Annotated in this window: 16 protein-coding genes; 6 read left to right on the plus strand and 10 right to left on the minus strand. The window is 62.9% G+C overall.

The window, feature by feature from the left end:
• Window positions 1–166: 166 nt before the first annotated feature.
• Window positions 167–1,219, plus strand: coding sequence for an NAD(P)-dependent alcohol dehydrogenase (locus BLQ92_RS26750; protein ID WP_090688766.1), 1,053 nt, complete (start codon window positions 167–169; stop codon window positions 1,217–1,219).
• Window positions 1,220–1,438: 219 nt separating this feature from the next.
• Window positions 1,439–2,395, plus strand: a complete 957-nt coding sequence (locus BLQ92_RS26755) for a LysR family transcriptional regulator (protein WP_143016672.1) — start codon at window positions 1,439–1,441, stop codon at window positions 2,393–2,395.
• A 115-nt stretch (window positions 2,396–2,510) separates the two neighbouring features.
• Here BLQ92_RS26755 and BLQ92_RS26760 read toward each other — a convergent pair whose 3' ends face one another.
• Window positions 2,511–3,440 carry a hypothetical protein gene (locus BLQ92_RS26760; RefSeq protein ID WP_090688767.1) on the minus strand — a complete coding sequence of 310 codons (930 nt, stop codon included), beginning with the start codon at window positions 3,438–3,440 and terminating at the stop codon, window positions 2,511–2,513.
• A gap of 126 nt (window positions 3,441–3,566) precedes the next feature.
• Here BLQ92_RS26760 and BLQ92_RS26765 point away from each other — a divergent pair, with 126 nt between their 5' ends.
• From BLQ92_RS26765 to BLQ92_RS26780, 4 genes are all read left to right on the plus strand, one after another.
• Complete coding sequence (locus tag BLQ92_RS26765) at window positions 3,567–4,406, plus strand: M15 family metallopeptidase (RefSeq protein ID WP_090688770.1); 840 nt, start codon at window positions 3,567–3,569, stop codon at window positions 4,404–4,406.
• Window positions 4,407–4,640: 234 nt separating this feature from the next.
• Window positions 4,641–8,567 (plus strand): type VI secretion system membrane subunit TssM, encoded by a 3,927-nt coding sequence (tssM, locus tag BLQ92_RS26770; RefSeq protein WP_090688772.1) that lies wholly within the window; start codon window positions 4,641–4,643, stop codon window positions 8,565–8,567.
• Window positions 8,564–9,556 (plus strand): type VI secretion system-associated protein TagF, encoded by a 993-nt coding sequence (tagF, locus tag BLQ92_RS26775; protein ID WP_090688775.1) that lies wholly within the window; start codon window positions 8,564–8,566, stop codon window positions 9,554–9,556. Before tssM ends, tagF begins: the two co-directional genes overlap by 4 nt.
• 4 nt (window positions 9,557–9,560) lie before the next feature.
• The gene (locus BLQ92_RS26780) at window positions 9,561–10,565 is read left to right on the plus strand and encodes an OmpA family protein (RefSeq protein ID WP_090688779.1); all 1,005 of its coding nucleotides are present in this window, start codon (window positions 9,561–9,563) and stop codon (window positions 10,563–10,565) included.
• Between the two features lie 9 nt (window positions 10,566–10,574).
• On the opposite strand, the gene BLQ92_RS26785 is transcribed toward BLQ92_RS26780, so the two are convergent.
• From BLQ92_RS26785 to tssC, 9 genes are all read right to left on the minus strand, one after another.
• Window positions 10,575–11,102: a Fic family protein gene (locus BLQ92_RS26785; protein WP_244106254.1), complete on the minus strand. Its 528-nt coding sequence runs from the start codon at window positions 11,100–11,102 to the stop codon at window positions 10,575–10,577.
• A 79-nt stretch (window positions 11,103–11,181) separates the two neighbouring features.
• Window positions 11,182–11,661 carry a hypothetical protein gene (locus BLQ92_RS26790; RefSeq protein ID WP_176072123.1) on the minus strand — a complete coding sequence of 160 codons (480 nt, stop codon included), beginning with the start codon at window positions 11,659–11,661 and terminating at the stop codon, window positions 11,182–11,184.
• Window positions 11,662–11,784: 123 nt separating this feature from the next.
• Entirely contained in the window at window positions 11,785–12,897 is a 1,113-nt protein-coding gene (gene tssA / locus BLQ92_RS26795) for a type VI secretion system protein TssA (protein ID WP_090688785.1), read from the minus strand.
• Between the two features lie 72 nt (window positions 12,898–12,969).
• Entirely contained in the window at window positions 12,970–15,645 is a 2,676-nt protein-coding gene (gene tssH / locus BLQ92_RS26800; protein ID WP_090688787.1) for a type VI secretion system ATPase TssH, read from the minus strand.
• A gap of 76 nt (window positions 15,646–15,721) precedes the next feature.
• Window positions 15,722–16,807 carry a type VI secretion system baseplate subunit TssG gene (gene tssG / locus BLQ92_RS26805; RefSeq protein ID WP_090688789.1) on the minus strand — a complete coding sequence of 362 codons (1,086 nt, stop codon included), beginning with the start codon at window positions 16,805–16,807 and terminating at the stop codon, window positions 15,722–15,724.
• Entirely contained in the window at window positions 16,771–18,609 is a 1,839-nt protein-coding gene (gene tssF, locus BLQ92_RS26810) for a type VI secretion system baseplate subunit TssF (RefSeq protein WP_090688792.1), read from the minus strand. Before tssF ends, tssG begins: the two co-directional genes overlap by 37 nt.
• A gap of 65 nt (window positions 18,610–18,674) precedes the next feature.
• On the minus strand, window positions 18,675–19,154 hold the full coding sequence (tssE, locus tag BLQ92_RS26815) for a type VI secretion system baseplate subunit TssE (protein WP_090688795.1): 480 nt from the start codon (window positions 19,152–19,154) through the stop codon (window positions 18,675–18,677).
• 71 nt (window positions 19,155–19,225) lie between these two features.
• Window positions 19,226–19,765, minus strand: coding sequence for an Hcp family type VI secretion system effector (locus tag BLQ92_RS26820; protein ID WP_090688797.1), 540 nt, complete (start codon window positions 19,763–19,765; stop codon window positions 19,226–19,228).
• Window positions 19,766–19,837: 72 nt separating this feature from the next.
• A complete protein-coding gene (gene tssC, locus BLQ92_RS26825) occupies window positions 19,838–21,328 on the minus strand; it encodes a type VI secretion system contractile sheath large subunit (RefSeq protein ID WP_090688800.1) in 1,491 nt (496 codons plus the stop codon).
• Between the last annotated feature and the right edge of the window lie 7 nt (window positions 21,329–21,335).

Raw genomic sequence — 21,335 nt, forward strand, 5'->3', positions numbered from 1 at the left:
AAATAGGCAAACCTTCGAGATATTCAGGTATTCCCCAGGGATGGGCTGCCGCCTACGATGGGAACCCTGCCGGATCACCCGACTTCCGCGCTGACATCCGGAAGGCCCACGCAAGCCCCGCGCTTGCGGCGGCGCCTCAAGCAACCCCTCTTTTGCAGGAGCACTCATGACCACGACTTATGCCTATGCTGCGAGCGATGCGCAGTCAAAGCTCGCCCCATTTGAATTCCAGCGCCGCGAGCTGCGCGCCCATGACGTGCAACTGGAAGTGCTGTTTTGCGGCGTCTGCCACTCGGATCTGCATCAGGCCCGCAACGAATGGAAGAACTCGGTGTATCCGGTGGTGCCGGGCCACGAAATCGTCGGCCGCGTGACGGCAGTCGGTTCCGATGTGACCCGCTATAAGGCCGGCGATCTCGTCGGCGTCGGCTGCCTGGTCGACTCGTGCCGCACCTGCCCGAGCTGCGCGGAAGGTCTCGAACAGTATTGCGAAAACGGCTTTGTCGGCACCTATAACGGCGTCGACCGCGTGAGCGGCGACATCACGTTCGGCGGCTATTCGACCCAACTGGTCGCCGACGAAGCGTTCGTGCTGCGCGTGCCGGAGAATCTCGATCCGGCTGGTGTGGCGCCGCTGCTGTGCGCCGGCATTACCACCTACTCGCCGCTGCGCCAATGGGGCGCCGGTCCCGGCAAGAAGGTCGGCATCGTCGGCCTGGGCGGTCTCGGCCACATGGGCGTGAAGCTCGCTCGTGCAATGGGCGCGCACGTCGTGCTGTTCACGACCTCGCAGTCGAAGATCGAAGATGCGAAGCGCCTCGGCGCCCACGAGGTGGTGATTTCGAAGAATCCGCAAGAGATGGAAGCACATGCGAACAGCTTCGACTTGATCATCAATACCGTAGCAGCCCAGCACGACCTCAACCCGTTCCTGAACCTGCTGCGCCGGGACGGCACGATGACGCTGGTCGGCGCGCCGGAACACGATCACCCGTCGCCGCAGGTGTTCAACCTGATCATGAAGCGCCGCCGTCTGGCGGGCTCGCTGATCGGCGGCATTGCTGAAACTCAGGAAATGCTCGATTTCTGCGGCGAGCACGGCATTACATCGGATATCGAACTGATTCCGATGCAACAGATTAACGATGCGTATGAGCGGATGTTGAAGAGCGATGTGAAGTATCGCTTTGTGATCGACCTCGACTCGCTCCGGAAGTAACTGCCGGTCGTTTTACTCCAGGCTTCACCCCGGTAGTTCCACAGGTCGTCACGCCGGCGGGTTCAACACCCGCCACGCGTGATGCACAGGCCGCGCCCCCTGCGGCGGCCTGCCCTGCTCCCGCCTCGCATCGTCTGCCGACGCGCCTTCCCAACGGGACAAGGCACGTCGGCTGTACGTCCTTTATTCGGATTGTCCCGTTTGCATAGGAGATTGCCCGTGATTGACCGTATTCAGGCGATGCGCACTTTTATCCGTATCGTCGATACCAATAGCTTCACACGCGCCGCGCAATCGCTCGACATGCCGCGCGCCACGGCGACGACGATAGTTCAGAATCTCGAAGCCATGCTCGGCACGGCTTTGCTGGTGCGTACCACGCGCCGCCTCAGCCTGACGCCGGAAGGTGCTGCGTACTACGAACGTTGCGCGCAGATTCTCGCCGACATCGACGAGATGGAAGCAAGCCTGCGCCACTCCACCGACAACCTGAGCGGCCGCCTGCGCGTCGAAATGCCAGGCGCGGTGGCAACTGCACTGGTGTTACCGGCACTCGACGATTTTCATGAGTTGTATCCGAACATCGACCTCGCGATTGGCGTCAGCAACCGCGCGGTCGATCTGGTCGGCGAAGCGGTGGACTGCAGCATCCAGCTTGGCGAGTTGCCCGACTCGGGTCTCGTGGCGCGCCGGCTCGGCACGCTCGAACACGTGACGTGCGCAAGCCCGGACTATCTGGAACGCTATGGCATGCCGCAAGATCTGGACGACCTCGCGCGGCACGTTGCGGTCAACTGCCTGTCGCCGCATAACGGACGCACGGTGGACTTCGATTTCGAAATCGGCGGCAGCGCGCTCAACGTGAAGGTGAATGGCTTCGTCAAGGTCAGCGACGAGCAGGCTTACCTCACCTGCGGCTTGCAAGGACTCGGGCTGATCCAGCCGGCGCGCATCGCGGCGCAACCGTACCTCGATTCGGGGCAACTACGGGAAATCCTGCCGCAATGGAAGCCGATGCCGATGACGGTTTCGGTGGCGTACGTGAAGAACCGGGTCGTCTCGCCACGGGTGCGGGCTTTCGTCGACTGGCTGGCGGTACTGTTCGAGCAGGCCGAAAACGTCGACCAGGATCTGTCGCGGGTGCGGCAGTTGTTACGCGGCTTGCATCCGGCTTGAGAGCCTGCAGCGGGTGTAGCGAGCCGGTTGGAGGCCGGCGGCGCATCCTCAGATAACTGCTGAGAACCGCCGCCTACCCCCAACCGGCTAATGCCTGCATCGTGAGGCTGCAGCCTTACGGCTCCTTCGCCGGTGTGGGCGCACCCTGGCAGGCGGGATCCTTGCCCCAGTGACCGTCGCACACGCGCCAGCGGCACAACTGGTCTTCGAAGAAACCACGCGTGCCGCACTCCTTCACCCGCTCAGCAAGCTTCGGATCTCCCGGATTCGCCGCAGCGCTGACCTTGGTCGTATCGCCCTTCGGGTTCGCCGGCTTGGTGCGTGCGACCAGCGCCGCCAGAAGATCCGCATCCGGATCGTCCTTCGCGCCAGCGGCCTTATGCGCCGTCTGCTGCTTGTCCTTCTTGCTCTGCGCAACCGCCGTAGCACTGGCGTGACGATTGCTCGCCGCCTCGTGCTTCGAACGCGCCGCCGTTTCGCGCTCGTGATGCGCGTTGCTGGCTGTCGTGGCAGCCGGCTTTGCGTTGCTGGCCGCTTCAGCTACCGGCGCCGACGCGCCGCTCACCTCGGCGCCATTCGCGAGCGCCCGCGACAGGCGGTTGTCGTCGATGCCACCGGCCGCCGAGGCAGCCGCTTCTGTAGATGGTTTGGTATCCTTGTTATTAGTGTCGTCCGTCACGATGGTTGCCGCTTGCGATGCGGAGGCGCCCTGCACAGGCGCGGCTTTCGCCGACGCCTCGGCAGAACTGGCGCCTGCGGCCGACGCGGCTGTCTGCGTAGCTTCGGGAGCCGGCGACGCGGCCACTTCAGCATGCTCGCCACTGGCGCGCTGCTGCAGGTGCCACGCACCCCAGCCGCCTACGGCGACCACGAGCAACGCCACCAGCACCGCAGGCGCCTTCGAACGGCGCGGCTTCTCGGCAGGCGGGGCAACGCGGCCTTCGAGGTTCGCGAGAATCCGCGAGCCATTGGCTTGTGAGCCTTGTGCCGTATCGGCTAGCAGGCTAGGTGGGGCTTTGGAATTCGAGCTGTCCGGCGCACTCATTCACTCTCTCATTGAATCCTGGTTTATTTCGCCGTGATAATACCGTTTCGGCTCGTCTTCGAGCAGGCCTGATTCTAAGAGCAAGCATTACAAAATACAATTGTTTCCAATTTTCCGGGGTCACCATTGATTGCCGTTGTACTCGTCGCTTATTTCGCCATCGCGGTGCTGATCGCAGCCATGCTGCTATTGCCGCCTGTGCGATCCTCAATATTGACAATTGTGCGGGATTTGCAAGCCCGATTTATGCGAAATGCATCTTATGGTGCAGCACGTGCGCGCGGGCAATTAAGCCGCTCGGCAAAAATTTCGCAATCGACAGTAGTCGATATGCAAAATTTACTGGTAAAGCGACGCTTGCTGATTTTAACGACGACAGGTATTCTTGCGACGCCGCCATTGGTGGCGATCGCATTGCGCGGTCGTCAGTTTTTCCAATACGACGATACAGTACGGGTTCCCGACGAGAAAATTGCCGCGCTACTGAACGGCGAGCAGCTCGTCCCGCCGCCCGCATTGCCGCCCGAGGTATTTGCAACCCAGGAAGTGGAGCAGGTTCGTCCCGCGCTACAAGATGCAAGCCGCGACTGGAATTTGCTTGATGCCGACTTCAGAACCCGTTTATTGCTCGTTTACAAAATCATGCACGAACAATACGGCTATGAAATGGCTTTACTCGAAGGCTATCGCAGCCCGGAGCGGCAAAACCGGCTGGCGCAAATGGGCGGCGTCACGAATGCCGCAGCGTTTCAGAGCTATCACCAATACGGGCTAGCCGCGGACAATGCGTTTTTGCGTGACGGCAAGCTGGTGATTACAGAAAAAGATCCGTGGGCCATGCGAGGCTACCAGTTATACGGCCAGGTCGCCGAACAGTGCGGCCTGGTGTGGGGAGGCCGCTGGAAATTGATGGATCTGGGGCACGTCGAATATCACAAACCTGGGTTCGTACTCGGGCGGCATTAAGCGGCACAAAGCGGCAAATAATGAGGTTTGCATGGGGCGTTCATTTATTCTTCTCGGCGACAAGACCGATCATGGCAGCGCGGGCTTTTCGTTACAGCCCTCGCTACAGGCCCCCTCACATCCCGCATTGCAGCCCGCATCACACCCACACAAAACCGAATGCCGACGCCCGCGAACGCGCAGCGCTGATCGTCCTTCCACACGCTACCCATAACATCCAGACCTGAACGGCCTATGCAACGCTTCCTCAATGGGTTGACCCACTCTCGCACGCTCTCGATCATCGGGGTGATCGCGCTAGCCGCCGTGCTGTTCATCGCGGCCGACACCTTGCAGATCGACCCGATCTGGGCCGTCGCCGCGCTGGGCGCGGTGCTGGCCTTGTGGTTTCTGATCTGGCTAGTGCGCAAGCTCGCCGCGCGGCGCGCCAACCGCAAGCTCGGCGAGATGCTCGAGCAGCAGGCCGAAAAGCAGACCGAGACGGCGAGCGCCGCCACACCGGCCCGCCAGGCCGAGCTGGACGCCCTGCGCACCCGTCTGGTCGACGCGGTGAAGACGATCAAGACCTCGAAGATCGGCCAGGTCTCGGGCGGCGCGGCCCTGTACGAGCTGCCGTGGTACATCGTGATCGGCAACCCGGCGGCGGGCAAGAGCAGCGCGGTGCTGAACTCGGGTTTGCAATTTCCGTTCGCCGACAAGAACAACGCGGTGATTCACGGCATTGGCGGCACGCGTAACTGCGACTGGTTCTTCACTACCGAAGGCATTCTGCTCGACACCGCAGGCCGTTACTCGGTGCATGAGGAAGACCGCACGGAATGGCTGGGCTTCCTCAGCCTGCTCAAGCGCCACCGTCCGAAGGCGCCGATCAACGGCATCATCGTCACGGCGAGCATCGCCGAGCTGACCGGCAGCAAGCCGGAATTTGCCATTAATCTGGCGAAGAACCTGCGCCAGCGGGTCCAGGAACTGACCGAGAAGCTCGAAGTGTTCGCCCCGGTGTACGTGATGTTCACGAAGACCGACCTGATCACGGGCTTCACCGAATTCTTCAGCGGCAGCGAGCGCCACGAGTACGACCGCGTGTGGGGCGCCACCCTACCCTACGAGCCGGACGAGAAGCGCGATGTAGTGGCGCTGTTCGACGAACGTTTCGAAGAGCTGTACGACGGCCTGAAGGAAATCAGCGTCGCGCAGATGTCGATCAACCGCGGCAACAAACTGTCGCCGGGGCAACTGAGCTTCCCGCTCGAGTTCTCGACCATCAAGCCGGCGCTGCGCTCGTTCCTCGCCACGCTGTTCGAAACCAACCCGTTCCAGTACAAGCCGATTTTCCGCGGCTTCTACTTCACGAGCGCGCTGCAGGAAGGCGAAACCAATAGCGCCGCTGCGCAGCGCATCGCCACCCGCTTCGGCCTCGATGGCAGCAGTCTGCCCAAACCGCAAAGCGCCTTCTCGAAGAACGGCTTCTTCCTGCGTGACCTCTTCTCCAAGGTCATTTTTGCTGACCGTCAGACGGTCAAACAGTTTGCCAGCCCGGCCAAGACACGTATGCGTTATGCAACGTTCTTCGGCTTTGTCGCCGCGCTCGCGCTGGCGCTCGGCGGCTGGACCTGGTCGACGGTCAATAATCAGCAGCTCACCTCGAACGTGCAGGCCGACCTCGACAACGTGGTGCGCCTGCAGCAGAACCGCAACGACCTGCAATCTCGCCTGCAGGCCATGGATATCCTCGAAGACCGCATCGACCAGCTCGAGCAGTTCCGCCGCGAGCGGCCGCTGGCGGTTTCGCTCGGCCTCTATCAGGGTGACCGTCTCGAGCAGCATTTGCTGACCGAGTACTACAACGGGGTGCGCCAGATCATGCTGGACCCGGTCGCGCAGAACCTCGAAGGCTTCCTGAAAGACGTCAACGCACATCCGGACCAGCTCGCGCCGATGACGCGTACGCCGGACTCGGGGGCGATTCCCGTGTCGTCGCGTCCGTCCGCGATGGTCGCCACGAGCCAGGGCGGCCTGTATAGCGACGCCTCCCCCACTAACGTGGAAGACGCCTACAACGCGCTCAAGACCTACCTGATGCTCGGCGACAAGCGCCATGTCGAAACGGCCCACCTGACCGATCAGGTGGCCCGCTTCTGGCGCGGCTGGCTCGAAACCAACCGGGGCAACATGCCGCGCGACGAGATGATTCGCAGCGCCGAGCGCATGATTACGTTCTACCTGTCGCGCGTCTCGGATGACGACTGGCCGATGATCGACCAGAACCTCTCGCTGGTGGATCAGACGCGCGAGAATCTGCGCCGCGTGGTTCGCGGCATGCCGGCTCGCCAACGCGTCTACGAAGAAATCAAGGCGCGTGCCTCGACCCGCTTCGCGCCGATGACGATCGCCCGCATTGTCGGCGACAACAATACCGGCCTGATTGCCGGCAGCTATGCGATCCCCGGCACGTTCACGCGTGACGCATGGTTCCAGTACGTGCAGCCGGCGATTCGCGATGCCGCGACCAAGGAACTGCAGGCCAAGGACTGGGTGCTCAACACCTCGGCGCATGACGACCTGACGCTCGAAGGCAGCCCGGAGCAGATCCAGAAAGCATTGGTGGCGATGTACAAGACCGAGTACGCGATGCACTGGCAGAAGTTCATGCAAGGCATTGCAGTGCAGAATTTCGGCACCTTCAACCAGGCCGTGGATGCCATGAACCGCCTCGGCGACCCGCAGGATTCGCCGATCCGCAAGGTGCTCGAAACCGCTTACGACCAGACCTCGTGGGATAACCCGTCGCTCGCCAGCGCCGCCGTGAAGGGCGCGACCAGCGGCGTAACGAGCTGGTTCACGCGCTGGTTCTCGCATACGCCGGCAGCGCCGGTTACGGCCAACATCGACATCAACGGCAACCCGGTCGACATGCCGATGGGACCGATTGGCCAGGAGTTCGCAGGCCTCGGGCGGATTGTCGTCAAGCAGGACAACGGCTCGATGCTGCAGGGCTATATGGACACGCTGTCGAAAGTCCGCACCCGCTTTAACGTGATCAAGAACCAGGGCGACCCGGGACCGGGCGCGCGTCAGCTGATGCAGCAGACGCTCGACGGCAACGGCTCGGAACTGGCGGATTCGCTGAAGTACGTCGACGAGCAGATGCTCACCGGCCTGACCGACTCGCAACGCAAGGGGCTGCGCCCGCTGCTGGTGCGCCCGCTGATGCAGGCGTTCGCGGTAGTGATCCAGCCGGCCAGCGTCGAAGTCAACAAGGTGTGGAACGCGCAGGTGTATCAGCCGTTCCAGAGTTCGCTCGCCAACAAGTATCCGTTCGCGGGTGACGCCAAGGTCGAAGCCGGCGCCAATGAGATCGCTCAGGTGTTCGGTCCGGACGGCGCAGTCGCGAAGTTTGTCGGCACCACGCTCGGGCCACTCGCAGTGCGCCGCGGCGATACGCTGACGGCACGCACGTGGGGTGACATGGGCCTCGCGCTGACGCCCGACTTCACCAGCGGCTTTGCACGCTGGGTGGCCCCGCTGTCGGGCGGCGCAGCAGGTGCGGCTCAGGGCGGCTCGTCGGAACCGCAGACGGTGTTCCAGATCCTGCCGCAACCGAGCACCGGCACGACCGAATACACCTTGGCGATCGATGGCCAGCAACTGCGTTACCGCAACACGCCGCCGCAGTGGACCAACTTCGTCTGGCCGAATCCGTCCGGCTCGCCGGGTGCGACGCTGTCCGCGACCACCTTCGACGGCCGCACGATCCAGCTCGTCAACGAGCCGGGCCGCTACGGTCTCGAGAAGCTGATCAACTCGGCACAGCGCAAACGCCAGCCGGACGGCACGTTCGATCTGTCGTGGACGCAAGGCAACGTGAGCGTGGCGGTGAGCATGCGCATCATCAGCACCTCGCAGCCGTCGAGCGGAGCCGGCGATGCGCCGCAACAGCAGAGCCTGCGCGGCCTCAAGCTGCCGTCCTCGGTGGCGGATGTGAGCGCGGCGGCGAATTCGGTGAATGCAACGCAGACCGGCGCCTCCGGGGCCGCCGGTGCAGCGGCGGGCAGCGGCGGGCCCGCGCTGGGTACCGGCGGCGCGCCGGGTTCCACCTCGATGCAGGCGAGCCCAAACACCGCCGTAACTGCGGACTCGAACACAGGGGGTGCGCAATGACGCAAACCGTACAGGCGCAAATCGCCTACTTCGGCAAGATTCCGTCGCGTGGCGACTTCGTCAAAAGCGCGCATAACCCGCAGTTGCTGCAAACGCTCGACCGCTGGATCGCCGAAGCGATGGAAATGCTGACCGACGATCCGCGCTGGAAGATCGTCTACGAAAACGCCCGGCCGCTGCATTTTGCGTTTCTCGGTTCGCGCAGCAAGCTGGCGATTGCCGGCCACATCATGGCGAGCCACGATCAGTCGTCGCGGCGCTTTCCGTTTCTTGCCGCGACCGCGCTCGAAGTCGAACGGCCGCTGACCTTCCTCGCGCGCAGTCCGCTCGCGTTTGCGCGCTTGTGGTCGCGGGTTGCGGCGCAGATGCGGCCGCTGCTGGGCGAAGCCGAGCCTGCGGGTGCGCTACAGGCGCTTGGGGAAACCCAGGTGCCGATCGAAATCGGCGGTGGCCCAGGCAATCCGCATGACGGCACCTTCAACGACTTCGTCGAACACCAGACCCTCGCCGGTCTCGAACAGATGCTGCTCGCCAACGGTCATCCCGTGCGGCTGCGCGGCGCGATGCTGGCGCTCGGTTCGCTGCTGCGGCCGGTGATGAACAGCGGCTCGTCGCATCTCGAACGCGGGCTGACCTTGCCGCTGCCGAACGATCCGTTCTACCGCAGCCTCGTGGCCGCATTCTGGCTCGAACTGATCGCACCGTTCGTGGCACGGGCCGATTTCGAACTGGCGATTTTCATCGGCACGATTGCGCAGCGCGAGAGGCTCGTGATCGGCTTTAACGGCGCCTCGGCGAAAACGCTGCACAGCGTCGTCGACCCGCAGGCCTATGCAGCACATAACATCGATATCGACGATCCCGAGTGGATCGACGAACACGCACAAAACGACCATGGCATCAGCAAGCTCGTCAGTTACCTCGATCAACCGCAACTGTCGCTGCGCGTCAGCATCGACACGTTCCGCGAAGCGTTTACCGGGGAGTGAGACGATGCCAAGCAATCCTGATCGTTTGACGACGCTCCACGCGGGCCGGAGCCGCTTGATTCCGGCTACGGCTCTCGTGGTGGCATTGCTCGCTGGCGCGTTTGGCGGCGCTAGCGCGTTTGCCGATAGCGTCGGCCCCGCGAGTGTGACGCCGGTCGATAACAGCGGCACCCAGATTCATACGACCGTTCTGCCGGCGCAGCCGTCGGGAAGCGGCGCAGCGCCTGCTGGCGGTATCGCCACAGGCACGGGCACCGGAGCGGTCACGCAGATGCCCGCCCCGGCCAATGCCACGCCGGGTCAGGTGGTGGTGGGCGGCAAGGTGCCGGACGAGGCCACCAAGGCGGCGGTGCTGCAGCGCCTGCGCGATACCTATGGCGCCGGTAATGTGGTCGATCAGATCGAGGTGGGCGATGTCGCCACCCCGCCGAACTGGGCCACCAACGTGCAGAAGCTGATCGGGCCGCAGTTGAAGCAGATCAGCAAGGGGCAGTTGAAGATCGACGGTACTCAGGTGGACGTGAAGGGCGAAGTGAACAACGAAGCGCAGCGCCAGCAACTGGCGAGCGACATGGCGAACGCGCTGAACCCGACTTATACGATCAAGAACGGGCTGCGGGTGAGCGCTTCGCAGCAGGGGCTGCTCGACCAGACGCTGGCCAACCGGACCATCGAGTTCGAAACCGGCAGCGCGACGCTGACGCCGCAGGGCAAGGGAATTCTCGATCAGATGGCGGCGGTGCTGTCGAAGATGACCAATAACACCGTCGAGATCATTGGGCACACCGATAACTCGGGGAATCGCACCTCGAATATCGCGTTGAGCCAGGCGCGGGCGGATGCAGTCAAGGGGTATCTCGTGTCCAAGGGGATCCCGTCGCAGCAGTTGACGACAACCGGCGTTGGGCCGGATCAGCCGATTGCGTCCAACGATACGAACGACGGGCGAGCGCGGAACCGGCGGATCGAGTTTCGGGCTGGGTTGGGGGGTGGCGCTGGCGGCGCCTGAGCGAGCTGGCTAGTTGTTGCGCAAGCGCAGCACGCTCAGATAGGTGTCCAGCGAGCGCTGCACCGAGTTCGCCACGAGTTGCGTGATGCTGCTGTAATCGCCGCTCACGCAGGCCTCGTCCAGCGAATCGTAATACTCGAGCCTGTCCTCTTTCTGGATGATCGCCGGTGGGTAACCGGCTTTCATCAACTCGAAGTTGAGCAACAAGCGGCCCGTGCGGCCGTTGCCGCCGATGAACGGGTGGATCTTGACGAAGCGCGTGTGCAGTTCGACGGCACGTTCGACCGGGTGCATCTGGGTAGCGCCGTCGTACCACTCGCTAAGCGCCTCGTTCTTTGCGACGATCTCCTCGACGTAGAGAATCGCGTCGCGGTGGTTCGTGGCCTCGAAGTGCTCGCGCAGCGACTTGCCGCCCACTGTGATGCCCTCGAGCACGACCTTCGTCTCACGCAGCGTGAGCGTGTTGCCCTCAATGGCGTTCGAGTGATAGGTCCACTCCAGCATCAGCTTTTCGCGTAACGAAGCCAGCGTATGCACCGCGATCGCACCCTCAATTTATGCCTCGATCGGCATCGAAACGACCTTCTTCTTCGGCGAAATCATTTTCCGGCGCCACTCACTTAAACACCATCTCCCCCGAAAACGGCGCCTTCTCCGGCTCCGACCGATACTTATCCTCGATCGCACTCACGCAGCTGGTGAGCTGGGTGCGAAACGCCACGGGATTATTGCCAGGGGGCGCGAGGCCATCCGAGGTCACGTTCCATCCGTCTGCGGTACGGATGACATCGAGATCGAACGATGCGGCCGAGCGGCTCTCCAGGATCACGGTCTCGCGCTTCTGTCCGCCCGGCGCAAGGATCATCGCCTCGCAGCCCTGTTGAAGCTGCACAGCCCCATGAACGGAACTGCCCAGCGGGGCAGCGTTTTCGGGCGCGGTGAGGTACATGCGAAACGATTGGAACTGTGACGGCATGGCGCCAATCACGAATTGAACATCGCTGTCTGAAACGCTGTCGCTGCAGCCGGCCAAGGCGCCCATGAGCGCCACCAGCGTAACGCGAGTCAAACTCCATGTAACTGTTGCAGACGCCATCTAGCCTCCTCGCTCCTTTACTCCGCGCTGAATCGCAAGACCTCATTCAGGACGGACAAGGTGCTTTCGTTGCCTTGGATATCGGCACGAAAGAGAGAAAGCTTGATGGTCGCCAGGAAATTTTTACTTCCCCTCCTCCGGCTTCACCCCCAGCAACTCGCGAATATGCGCGAGCGAGCCATCGTCCTTGACGACGGTCGAGAGCCACTGATGCAGCGGCATTTCCGCCCACTCAGCCGCCTTGTCTGCCAGATACGCCGCCGGACTATGCGGTTCGGTGCTGCGAAAGAAACGGGCCACCGCGCGCAACTGCGCCACCGCCTGCGTCCGATTCTGGATGCCGGCGCTACTCACATGCGAATTCGTCGATACGGTCGTCAACACGGGTTCCTCCCGTTGCGGTGAGGTCTTGAAGCTCGGTTCGGCACGCTCGATGCCCTCCGGTTTCGGCACTTTAGGCGCCGCCGCTTCGGCGGTCACCCCCAGCTCACGCGCAAAGCGCTCGGCGAGCCGGTACACCCCTTCATACGCGTCCTTCGCCTGACGAAAACTCGGCGCCGCATCCCCCGCGCGCCGGTCCAACTCCTGCTCGAGCGCGAGCATGGCCGCTTCGAATGCCTTCAGATCGGCCAGCAAGCCCGAGTAGAACGGCACCGGCGTAGCACGCTTCGATGCCTCGATCTGGTCAATCGACGCCTTGCCGCGGGCGATATCGTCGGCGTGATCGGGGTCGCGCTTGACTGCCTGCGCAACGTGCGTCGCCACTTCCCAGTCGACTGTGCTGTAGGGATCGCCGGGCGCACCGGTGAGCGGCATGGCGCGCAGCAGTTCAGCCGTGCGCCCCACCAGCCACGCGACATTGCCGAGCCGGTATTCCGCATCGTCGCCTTCCGGCAGTGGGTGCAGATGATCCCAGTAGCGTTCGGAAAGCCCGGTGATCAGCCCGTAGCCGTCGGTCAGGCCGGTCACGCCCCCCTCGATGGCCAGTCCTTCGGTGAGCCAGACCGCAAGCCGCAAGTCTTTGGTCTGCGTCTTGAGCAGATTCGTGCTGCGCTCGACGACGAACGGCCAGTTCGCCTCCTTGATCTCCGTCACCCACTCGCCCTGGTCGAGCGATGGGTCGTCGAAGCGGCGCGCATTCTGGATCGCGTCGAAGTCGGCGGAGAACAGCAGGTCGTCGCCGCAAGGCGAGCTTTCGCTGATCGGTTCCAGCAGCGTGGTGATATTAGCGGGCATTAGCATGACAGAAAGCGGTAAGTGCCTGATGAGGCGTTGCAACAGTCAGGTCCGAGCGTAAATGCACGCACCTCAAACAACCGTATATTCGAATTCGCCGGCCTCGCTCGCCCGCACCGCGATGCGTTCGAGCGCCCTGCCGTCCGCGATCCGCTCCAGCACCTGTTGCGCCACTTCGGGCAGCAGCGTGCCGTTCAGGATGTGATCCACGTTGCGCGCGCCGGAATCCACTTCCGTGCAACGCGCCAGCACGGCATCCACCAGCGACTCGTCCCATTCGAAGGTCGCCTTGTGATTCGCTTCGATACGCCGGCGAATCCGTTCGAGCTTCAATTCGATAATCTCGGCGAGCACATCGTCGGAAATCGGGTAGTACGGCACCACTTTCATGCGGCCAAGAAAGGCCGGCTTGAAGGTCTTGTACAGTTGCGGGCGCAACGTTTCGGCCAGCGCCTCGGTGTCCGGCAATTCTTCGGGGCTCTTGTTCAGGCAGGCTTGCATCACCGCCTGCGAGCCGACGTTCGAGGTCAAAATGATCAAGGTATTGCGGAAGTCGATCTCGCGGCCTTCCGCGTCATCCATGCTGCCCTTGTCGAACACCTGAAAGAACATTTCGAGCACGTCCGGGTGAGCTTTCTCCACCTCGTCGAGCAGCACCACGGAATACGGATTGCGGCGCACCGCTTCGGTCAGCACGCCGCCTTCGCCATAGCCCACATAACCCGGCGGCGAGCCCTTGAGCCCGGAGACGCTATGCGCCTCCTGATACTCGCTCATGTTGATGGTGACCATCTTGCGTTCGCCGCCATACAGGATGTCGGCCAGCGCCAGCGCCGTTTCCGTCTTGCCGACGCCCGACGGGCCGACGAACATGAACACGCCGCGCGGCTTGTTCGGGTCTTCGAGGTTCGCGCTGGCCGTGCGCACGCGTTGGGCGATCGCCTCGAGCGCGTGGTCCTGGCCAATCACCCGGGCGCCCAGCAGCGGTTGCAGGTTCAAGACGGTCTGAATCTCGTCCTTGACCATGCGCCCCAAGGGAATGCCGGTCCACGACGCAACGATTTCGGCGACCACATGGCCGTCGACCTGCAACGGCACCATCGGTTGGCCGCCTTGCAATGTGTGCAATTCGCTCACGCGAGTCGCCAGCGTCTCGCGCGCACTGGCAGCCTTCTGCGCCTGCTCGGCATCCGCGCTGCCGCCACGCGCCGCATCGATCTGCGCGCGCAGTTCGCCGATCTCCGACACCAGCGCGCGCTCCTTGTCGTAGCGCGCTTCGCTGGCAGCCAGTGCCGTCACGTCCGCCTCACGCAGGCTGCGCAGTTCGCTGAGACGCTCGTCGTGCACCGCGCCACTCGCCACTTCACGCTCGAGCGCGGCCACTTCCGCGTCGATCCGTTCGATCCGCTTTTTGGCATCGTCGATTGCCGCAGGCGTCGAGCTATGCGCCAACGCCACCTTCGCGCAGGCCGTATCGAGTACGCTGATTGCCTTATCGGGCAGTTGGCGTCCGCTGATGTAGCGATGCGACAGGCGCACCGCTTCGGTAATCGCGTCGTCGAGCACGCGCACGTTGAAGTGCCGTTCCATCAAGGCAGCCATGCCACGCAGCATCGAAGCAGCCAGCGTCTCGTTCGGCTCTTCGATCTTCACCACCTGAAAACGCCGCGCCAGTGCCGCGTCTTTCTCGAAGTACTTCTTGTACTCGCTCCACGTGGTGGCGGCGATCGTCCGCAGTTCGCCGCGCGCCAGCGCCGGCTTCAGCAGGTTTGCCGCGTCGTTCTGTCCCGCCTGGCCGCCCGCGCCGATGATCGTATGCGCTTCGTCGATAAACAGAATGATCGGATGCGGGCTCTTCTTGACCTCGTCGATCACGTTCTTCAGGCGGTTTTCGAATTCGCCCTTGACGCTCGCGCCAGCCTGCAGCAGCCCCATATCCAGCACGTGCAGGGCCACGCCCTTCAACGGCGCGGGCACATCGTCCGCAGCAATGCGCAGCGCCAGACCTTCGACCACGGCCGTTTTGCCGACACCGGCTTCGCCCGTCATGATCGGATTGTTCTGGCGGCGGCGCATCAGAATGTCGATGGCCTGACGAATTTCAGCTTCGCGGCCAATCACCGGATCGATATGGCCGTCGCGCGCCCGTTGCGTCAGGTTGGTCGTGTAGGTGTCGAGCGCCGGGGTTTTCGACGGGCCGCCGCTTTGCGCCGGCTGCAGATCGCCACCGCCCTCGTCGCTCTCAGCATCGGACGCACCCGCATTGCGCTCCGCTTCGCACGAGCCAACCGTCAGTTCATCGAACTTGTGCTTGAGATCGGTCAGGCGGACATCGCGGAACAAGGGCGACATGCGCTGCGCAAACTGCGCGAGGTCCGGCGCACTCAGCAAGGCCAGCAACAGATGCCCCGAGCGGATCCGGCCGATCTGCGAATCGAGCGACGCCACCAGCCAGGCCTGCTCGAACAGCGCGATCAGATGCACCGAAAACACCGGCGTGCGCGCATTGCCGGTCTTCAGGCGTTGCAGTTCGCGTTCGAGGTCGGCGCGCAGCGCATGCGCATCGATACGGCTCGCGCGCAGCACCAGCGTCGCATCGCTTGCCGGCTCGTCGAGCAGGGCCAGAAACAGATGTTCGAGATCCACCTCATAGTGACCCCGCGACAGGCAATTGCTCGCCGCCCGCTCGGTCGCCTGGCGGCAGGTCGGATTCAGTTTCGCGATCAGGGTCTTGAGGGGCGTGCTCATGTCGTACGGGTCCAGGTCCTGTTGGTGTCGCGACGTCTCGCGATCTTTCGTGACGTCTTGCGACGGATCGTTATATTCAGTGAATCACATGCAGTTCGTAACGGGCATCGGCGCGGTCGTGCTCGGCATCGCGGGTGCAGAGGAACGCATCCCAGCCGAGGCGTGCCCCGTGCCCAAGCTGGATCGCGCCCACCTCGGTGCGGCGCAGCACCAGCGAGACTTCGTATTCGAGCGTGACCCCGGCGAGCAGTGTCAGCATCCGTTCCAGCGCAATGGCGCGCTCGGCGCCGGGCAGGAAGGCCTCATAGTCTTTCTTGCGCAGCGGGCCGATCACCAGCCGCGCGCGCATGTCGCGCTGCCAGACCCGTTCGCCGGCAAGCGCGGTGGCGCCAAGCGTGGCGTTCACGCTGCCGAGCACCGTCAGCTGATCGCGCGGCACGTCGTACCATTTGCCGACGAACTGATCGACGCGCACCGGCACCCGGAAATACTCCGAGAGCGTGCGCTGCAAGTAAGCGGCCGACACCGGCCGATGCCGCGCGGCAAGTGCATAACCGGCGATTGCTTCGTCGAACAGCGCACCGTCGCCCTCCTGCAGGCTGCCGCGCGTGTCGTCATCGGCAACGCCGGCGAGCGCCAGCAGCAACGGCAGATAGCGCTCGTCGCGGTCCAGTTCGTAGTGAAACGGCAGCCGGTACTTCTTCCACGCCGCGTAAAACAGCGCGGTTGCCCGGTTGGAGAACACGTCGAAGAATTCGCGCGCCGCGCGGTCGCGCCGCAACTGTTCACGGGCGATGATCTGCTCGGTATAGTGCAGCGGCAGCGCGCCCTGCCCACCCAGCAGGCCGAAAAATGCCGGTGTGATATCGACGCGGCCGAGCGTGCCGTCTTCCACCGCGGTGGTCCGCTGTGGCTTGTCCTTGAGCGCAGCACCTTGATCGTCGTAAGACTGGGCGCTGTGAATCTCGCTCGGCGGAAAGCCCAGCGAGAGCGTATTGCGAAACGCAATGCGCTGCGCCACGATCTCGCCGGGGCGCGTGGAATGCTCCTTGGCGAACCACTTCTCGAGAATCCGCACCGCCTGAAAAAACTCGAAGCGGTGCGGCTCGTCGAGCAGTTGCTCGACTACGCCAGGATCGATTCGCCGCTGCGGGGTTTGCATCGCAAGATCTCCTCGCCAGTGCGCTTCGACACGACGACCAGTTGCACAAAGCTGTTCAGATGCACGTACAGCCCAAAAAACGTGTCGATCACACGCACGAACGACGCGAGGCTCGTGCCCACAAAATGGTCCTCGTCGATCGTCAGGCGAATCTCCATGCCGCGCACGAAAGTGGCGAACGGTTTGCCCGGCAGCCATTGCACGGCCGCGCGCTGCTCGATGCCGACCAGTCCGTCAATATGCCGCGCCGACACCGCCGTGCGCCGCACGTCGTACAGCACCAGCATCTCCTTGAGCGCGGCAAGGCCGCTGCTCGCCAGCGACACGTGGTTCAGCGCCAGATGCGAGATCAGGCGCCAATGCACCGCGCGGCCGCGCTCGAAGCGCACGCTCGGCGTGGGCCGGCGCAGCATCGAGATATTGCTGGTCAGCGAGCCGCCTTCCAGAAACAGGTCGCCGCCTTCGAGACCCATGGCGAGTCCGGCCGGCAGGTCGCGATTGGTGCAGGTCAGGTCGATGCTAAGCGTATCGGTCTGCGGCGCGGCCGGTTCGAAATCGATATCGACGATCGAGATTTCGGTCTCGTAGCCCGGGCTCTTCTGGGCCACCCAGTCGTTGCGGCGCGCGAACCAGTAATGCCCGGCGCGCTGCCGCTCGCCATGGTGCAGCGAGTAGAACGGCCTGAATTCGATCACCGTTTCTTCGTGCGCCTGCTGGCGCACCAGCTTCACGGAATCGATCGAATAGACTTCGTAAGCGAAGGCACGGCGCCCTTCGGCGATCACCGGATACGAAATGTTCTGGTGGCTCAGGCGAATCGGTTCGCCGTGCTGCTTGAACAGATTGACCACCGGCGTGCAGAACAGCCGGAAGTGTTGCGCCGACAACGAATCCAGCAGGCGCGCGACGTGGGAATCGCTGCGCACGTCCTTGAGCACCACATGCAGGGTCAAGCGGCTGCAGCGGCCGCTGGCGCGCGTCATTGCCGCCAGATCGAAGTCGACGAAATTAAATTTGTCGGGGAACGCGAAGTATTCGGTAAGCAGCCGGTACGCCGGATGCGACTTGGCCGGGTAATCGATCAACGAATCTTCTTCGTCGAAGCCGGCTTGCGCGAGCGGCGAGCTGCGCAGCGCGGTCCACACACCGCGCCGGTCGGCCTCGACATAGGTGGCCAGCGCATTGACGAACAGGCAATCGGTCAGACCCGCGATAAACGACTGTTCGCCATGCAGGTGGGCGCGCAGCGTGCTGAGCTTCAACGCGCCCAGATCCAGTTGCGGCGCGGTCGATTCGATCGTGATCGAGACGATTGCCGAGGCGTTGCCCGGCAACACCGTCGCGCTCGGCGCCATGGCCACCGAGGTGTACTTCGCCTCCGAAATGCGGATCGGCGCCAGCGTCACGTCGTAGGCCGTGCGGAAGCGGCATTGCACGCCGCGAATCGGGCGCGACTTCAACTCCGTACCGCGTTCGATCGTGGCCGGCTCGGTCATATGACTGAAGGCGCTGGACGTGCCCAACTGGGCGATCGAACACGACGGGAACGGCCGCAGGTAATGCGGATAAAGCACTTCGAGCAGTGCTTCGGTGAATTCGGGGTAATCGTCGTCGAGTTTCTTGTTGATGCGTGCGCCGAGCAGCGCGAACGACTCAATCATCCGTTCGACGTGCGGGTCTTCGCAGTGCTCGCCGGACATCGCGAGGCGCGCGGCGATCTTCGGGTAGCGGTCCGCGAAATCGTTTGAGTAGCGCCGCAAAAATGCCAGTTCGCGCTCGTAATACGGCAGCAGTTCTTCCATCAACCTATCCCCGGACCTGATACTTCCGCACCGCCGTTGCGCGTAACGGCAGCCAGCAAGCGGTATTAAAGCTTCGCGCGTGCGCGCGTTACGGAATACTGCAGCGTCGAAGGCTGCAGCATCGCATCGAAACTGACCGGTTCTTCTGCCGGATGCACGACCAGCAGCGCCTGAATGCCGAAATACAGCGCATTGGTCGACTGCTCGTTCAATTCGAGTGTGACTGCCACCTGCTGCAGGCGCGGCTCATGCCGCGCAATCGCCTGCTGAATCGATTTGCAGATGAACGTACGGTCGTAGTGGCTCGCCAGGCTCAGGCCCGCGAAGTCGTTCAGACCGTACGTCAAGACCGATTGCTGACACTCGGGAAGCGCCGCCAGCTCGTGTTCGGTCAAGGCGATCCGAGTGTTCAGGATCGCCTCCACGTCACGTGCGACGGTCGCCTTCAGCTCGTCCAGCGACAATTGCCGCATCGCCGGGGACGCCGGCAAATGCGGTTCGTCGTCGAACAGCTTGTCGAGGAAGCTCGGTTCGAATCGTTTCATCAGGTGCCAAAGAAGCGGTGCAAAACGGGGCGCGGCATCCGCGGGTCAAGTACGGACACCACGCCCGGACATCAGACTGCGTACGTCTTGTCGTTCTTCGTCAGGCTCCACGCGCCTTGCGCGTTGCCGCCCTGGTTGCCGCCAATCTTCTGCTGCGTGTACTTCCACTGCACGGCAGCGTATTTCAGCGAGAACTGTTCGTTCGGCAGGGAAATGCCCGTTGCATCAGCCGTGCCGTTGCCCGTGCTAACCGCGCCGACGCTCGGTGCAACGCTCGAGATGATGACGTACTTGAGCTTGACTTCCAGATACTTGATCCGGTTGCCTTCGCCGTCCGAACGCATGAAATCGACCGTGACTTCGTCGAACGTCGTGCCGCCCGAGGCGTGTTGATAAATCAACGGGCTGACGACGTCGATGTCTTTCGTGAAGATCATGTCGCCGTGCTCGCAGCGCTCGGCCGTATGACCGCCTGCCGTCGAAGCCGTTGCCGAACGCGGTTGCGTGATCGAGTGATTCCACGAATCGATTTCGATCCAACCCTGGTGATCCTTATCGGCGGACTCGCCTTTGATCGCCGGATTGCCGAATTTTAAATAGATGTCCTTCATAACTCATCGACTCCCCAAAGAGGTGGTTTTTACAGGCCGCCCGGGTGGCCTACCCGGGCATTCTGACTTCATTTATGAATTTGCCGGTTTCGGCAGATCAGCAACAAGTCGCAAGGAGATCGACAGCTCGTCCAGCTGGAAGTGCGGGCGCAGGAACGCGACCGAACGATACGAACCGGGTTTGCCGGGAATCTCCGAAACCTGTATGGATGCCTCACGCAGCGGAAACTGCGCTTTCTGTTCCTGAGTGGCGTTGTCGTCCAGCAGCACGTACTGCGAGATCCAACGGTTCAGAAATACTTCGACGTTCTGTGCCGACGCAAAGCTGCCGATCTTGTCGCGCATCATCGCCTTCAGGTAGTGCGCCACGCGCGATACCGAGAAGATGTACTGCAACTGCGCGGACAACACGGCGTTCGCGTTTGCGCTATCGGTGCTGTACTTCTTCGGCTTCTGGACCGACTGGGCGGCGAAGAACGCGGCGTAATCCGAGTTCTTGCAGTGCACCAGCGGAATGAAGCCGAGGTCGCTCAATTCCTTTTCGCGGCGGTCGGTAATGGCGATTTCGGTCGGGCACTTCAGCGCCACTTCACCGTCGTCGGTCTTGAACGTGTGGGTGGGCAGGTCTTCGACCAGGCCACCGCCTTCCACGCCGCGAATCGCCGCGCACCAGCCAAAATCGTCGAACGCTGCGGTCAGGCGTGCAGCAAAAGCCCACGCCGCGTTGCACCACAGATACTTGCTGTGATCCGTGCCGTCTACGTCTTCGACGAAGTTGAAGCCTTCCGCCGTCGCCCCATCCTTCGGATTGAACGGCAGGCGGCCGAGGAAGCGCGGCAGCGTCAAACCGACATAGCGCGAATCTTCGGAGTCGCGGAACGACTTCCACTTGGCGTATTCGACCGTGTCGAACACCTTGCCGAGATCGCGCGGTTTGCCAAGGTCGGCAAACGACTCGAGACCCAGCAGTTCCGGCGAGGCCGAGGCGATAAACGGCGCGTGCGCCGCTGCGGCGACGTGCGCCATCTGCTCGATGAAATAGACGTCTTCGGGCTGACGCGTCACTTCGAAGTCGCCGATGATCGTGCCGAACGGCGCGCCGCCGAAGGTGCCGAATTCTTCTTCGTAGACCTTCTTGAAGAGCGCGCTCTGGTCGAACTCGATCGCGTTCTTGAAGTCGCGCACCAGATCGCGCTTCGGTGCGTGCAGCGCCTTGATCTTGACGGTCGCGCCGGTGTTGCTTTCCTTGCACAGGTAGTCGAGACCGCGCCACGTGCCTTCGAGGCGCTGGAATTCCGGCGCATGCATCACCGCGCTCAGTTGCGCGGAGATCAGGCGGTCGAGCTCGGCCACGCGGGCGTCGATAGTCGCCGAGAGGTTGTCCGACACGATCACCGTGCCGTCGAGCACCTGATGCACGAGCTCGCCGATCAGGTCTTTTGCGCGCGCGTGTTCCGAATCGGACTTCGCCACCTTGCTCTTCTCGACGATCTCGTCGAGCAGCGTGGTCTCAGCGCCGCCTTGCGCGCTGGCGAGTTGGGCTGCTGCCGTTTGCTGGTTCATCTCACAC

Source organism: Paraburkholderia phenazinium, from assembly GCF_900100735.1.
GTDB lineage: Bacteria > Pseudomonadota > Gammaproteobacteria > Burkholderiales > Burkholderiaceae > Paraburkholderia > Paraburkholderia phenazinia.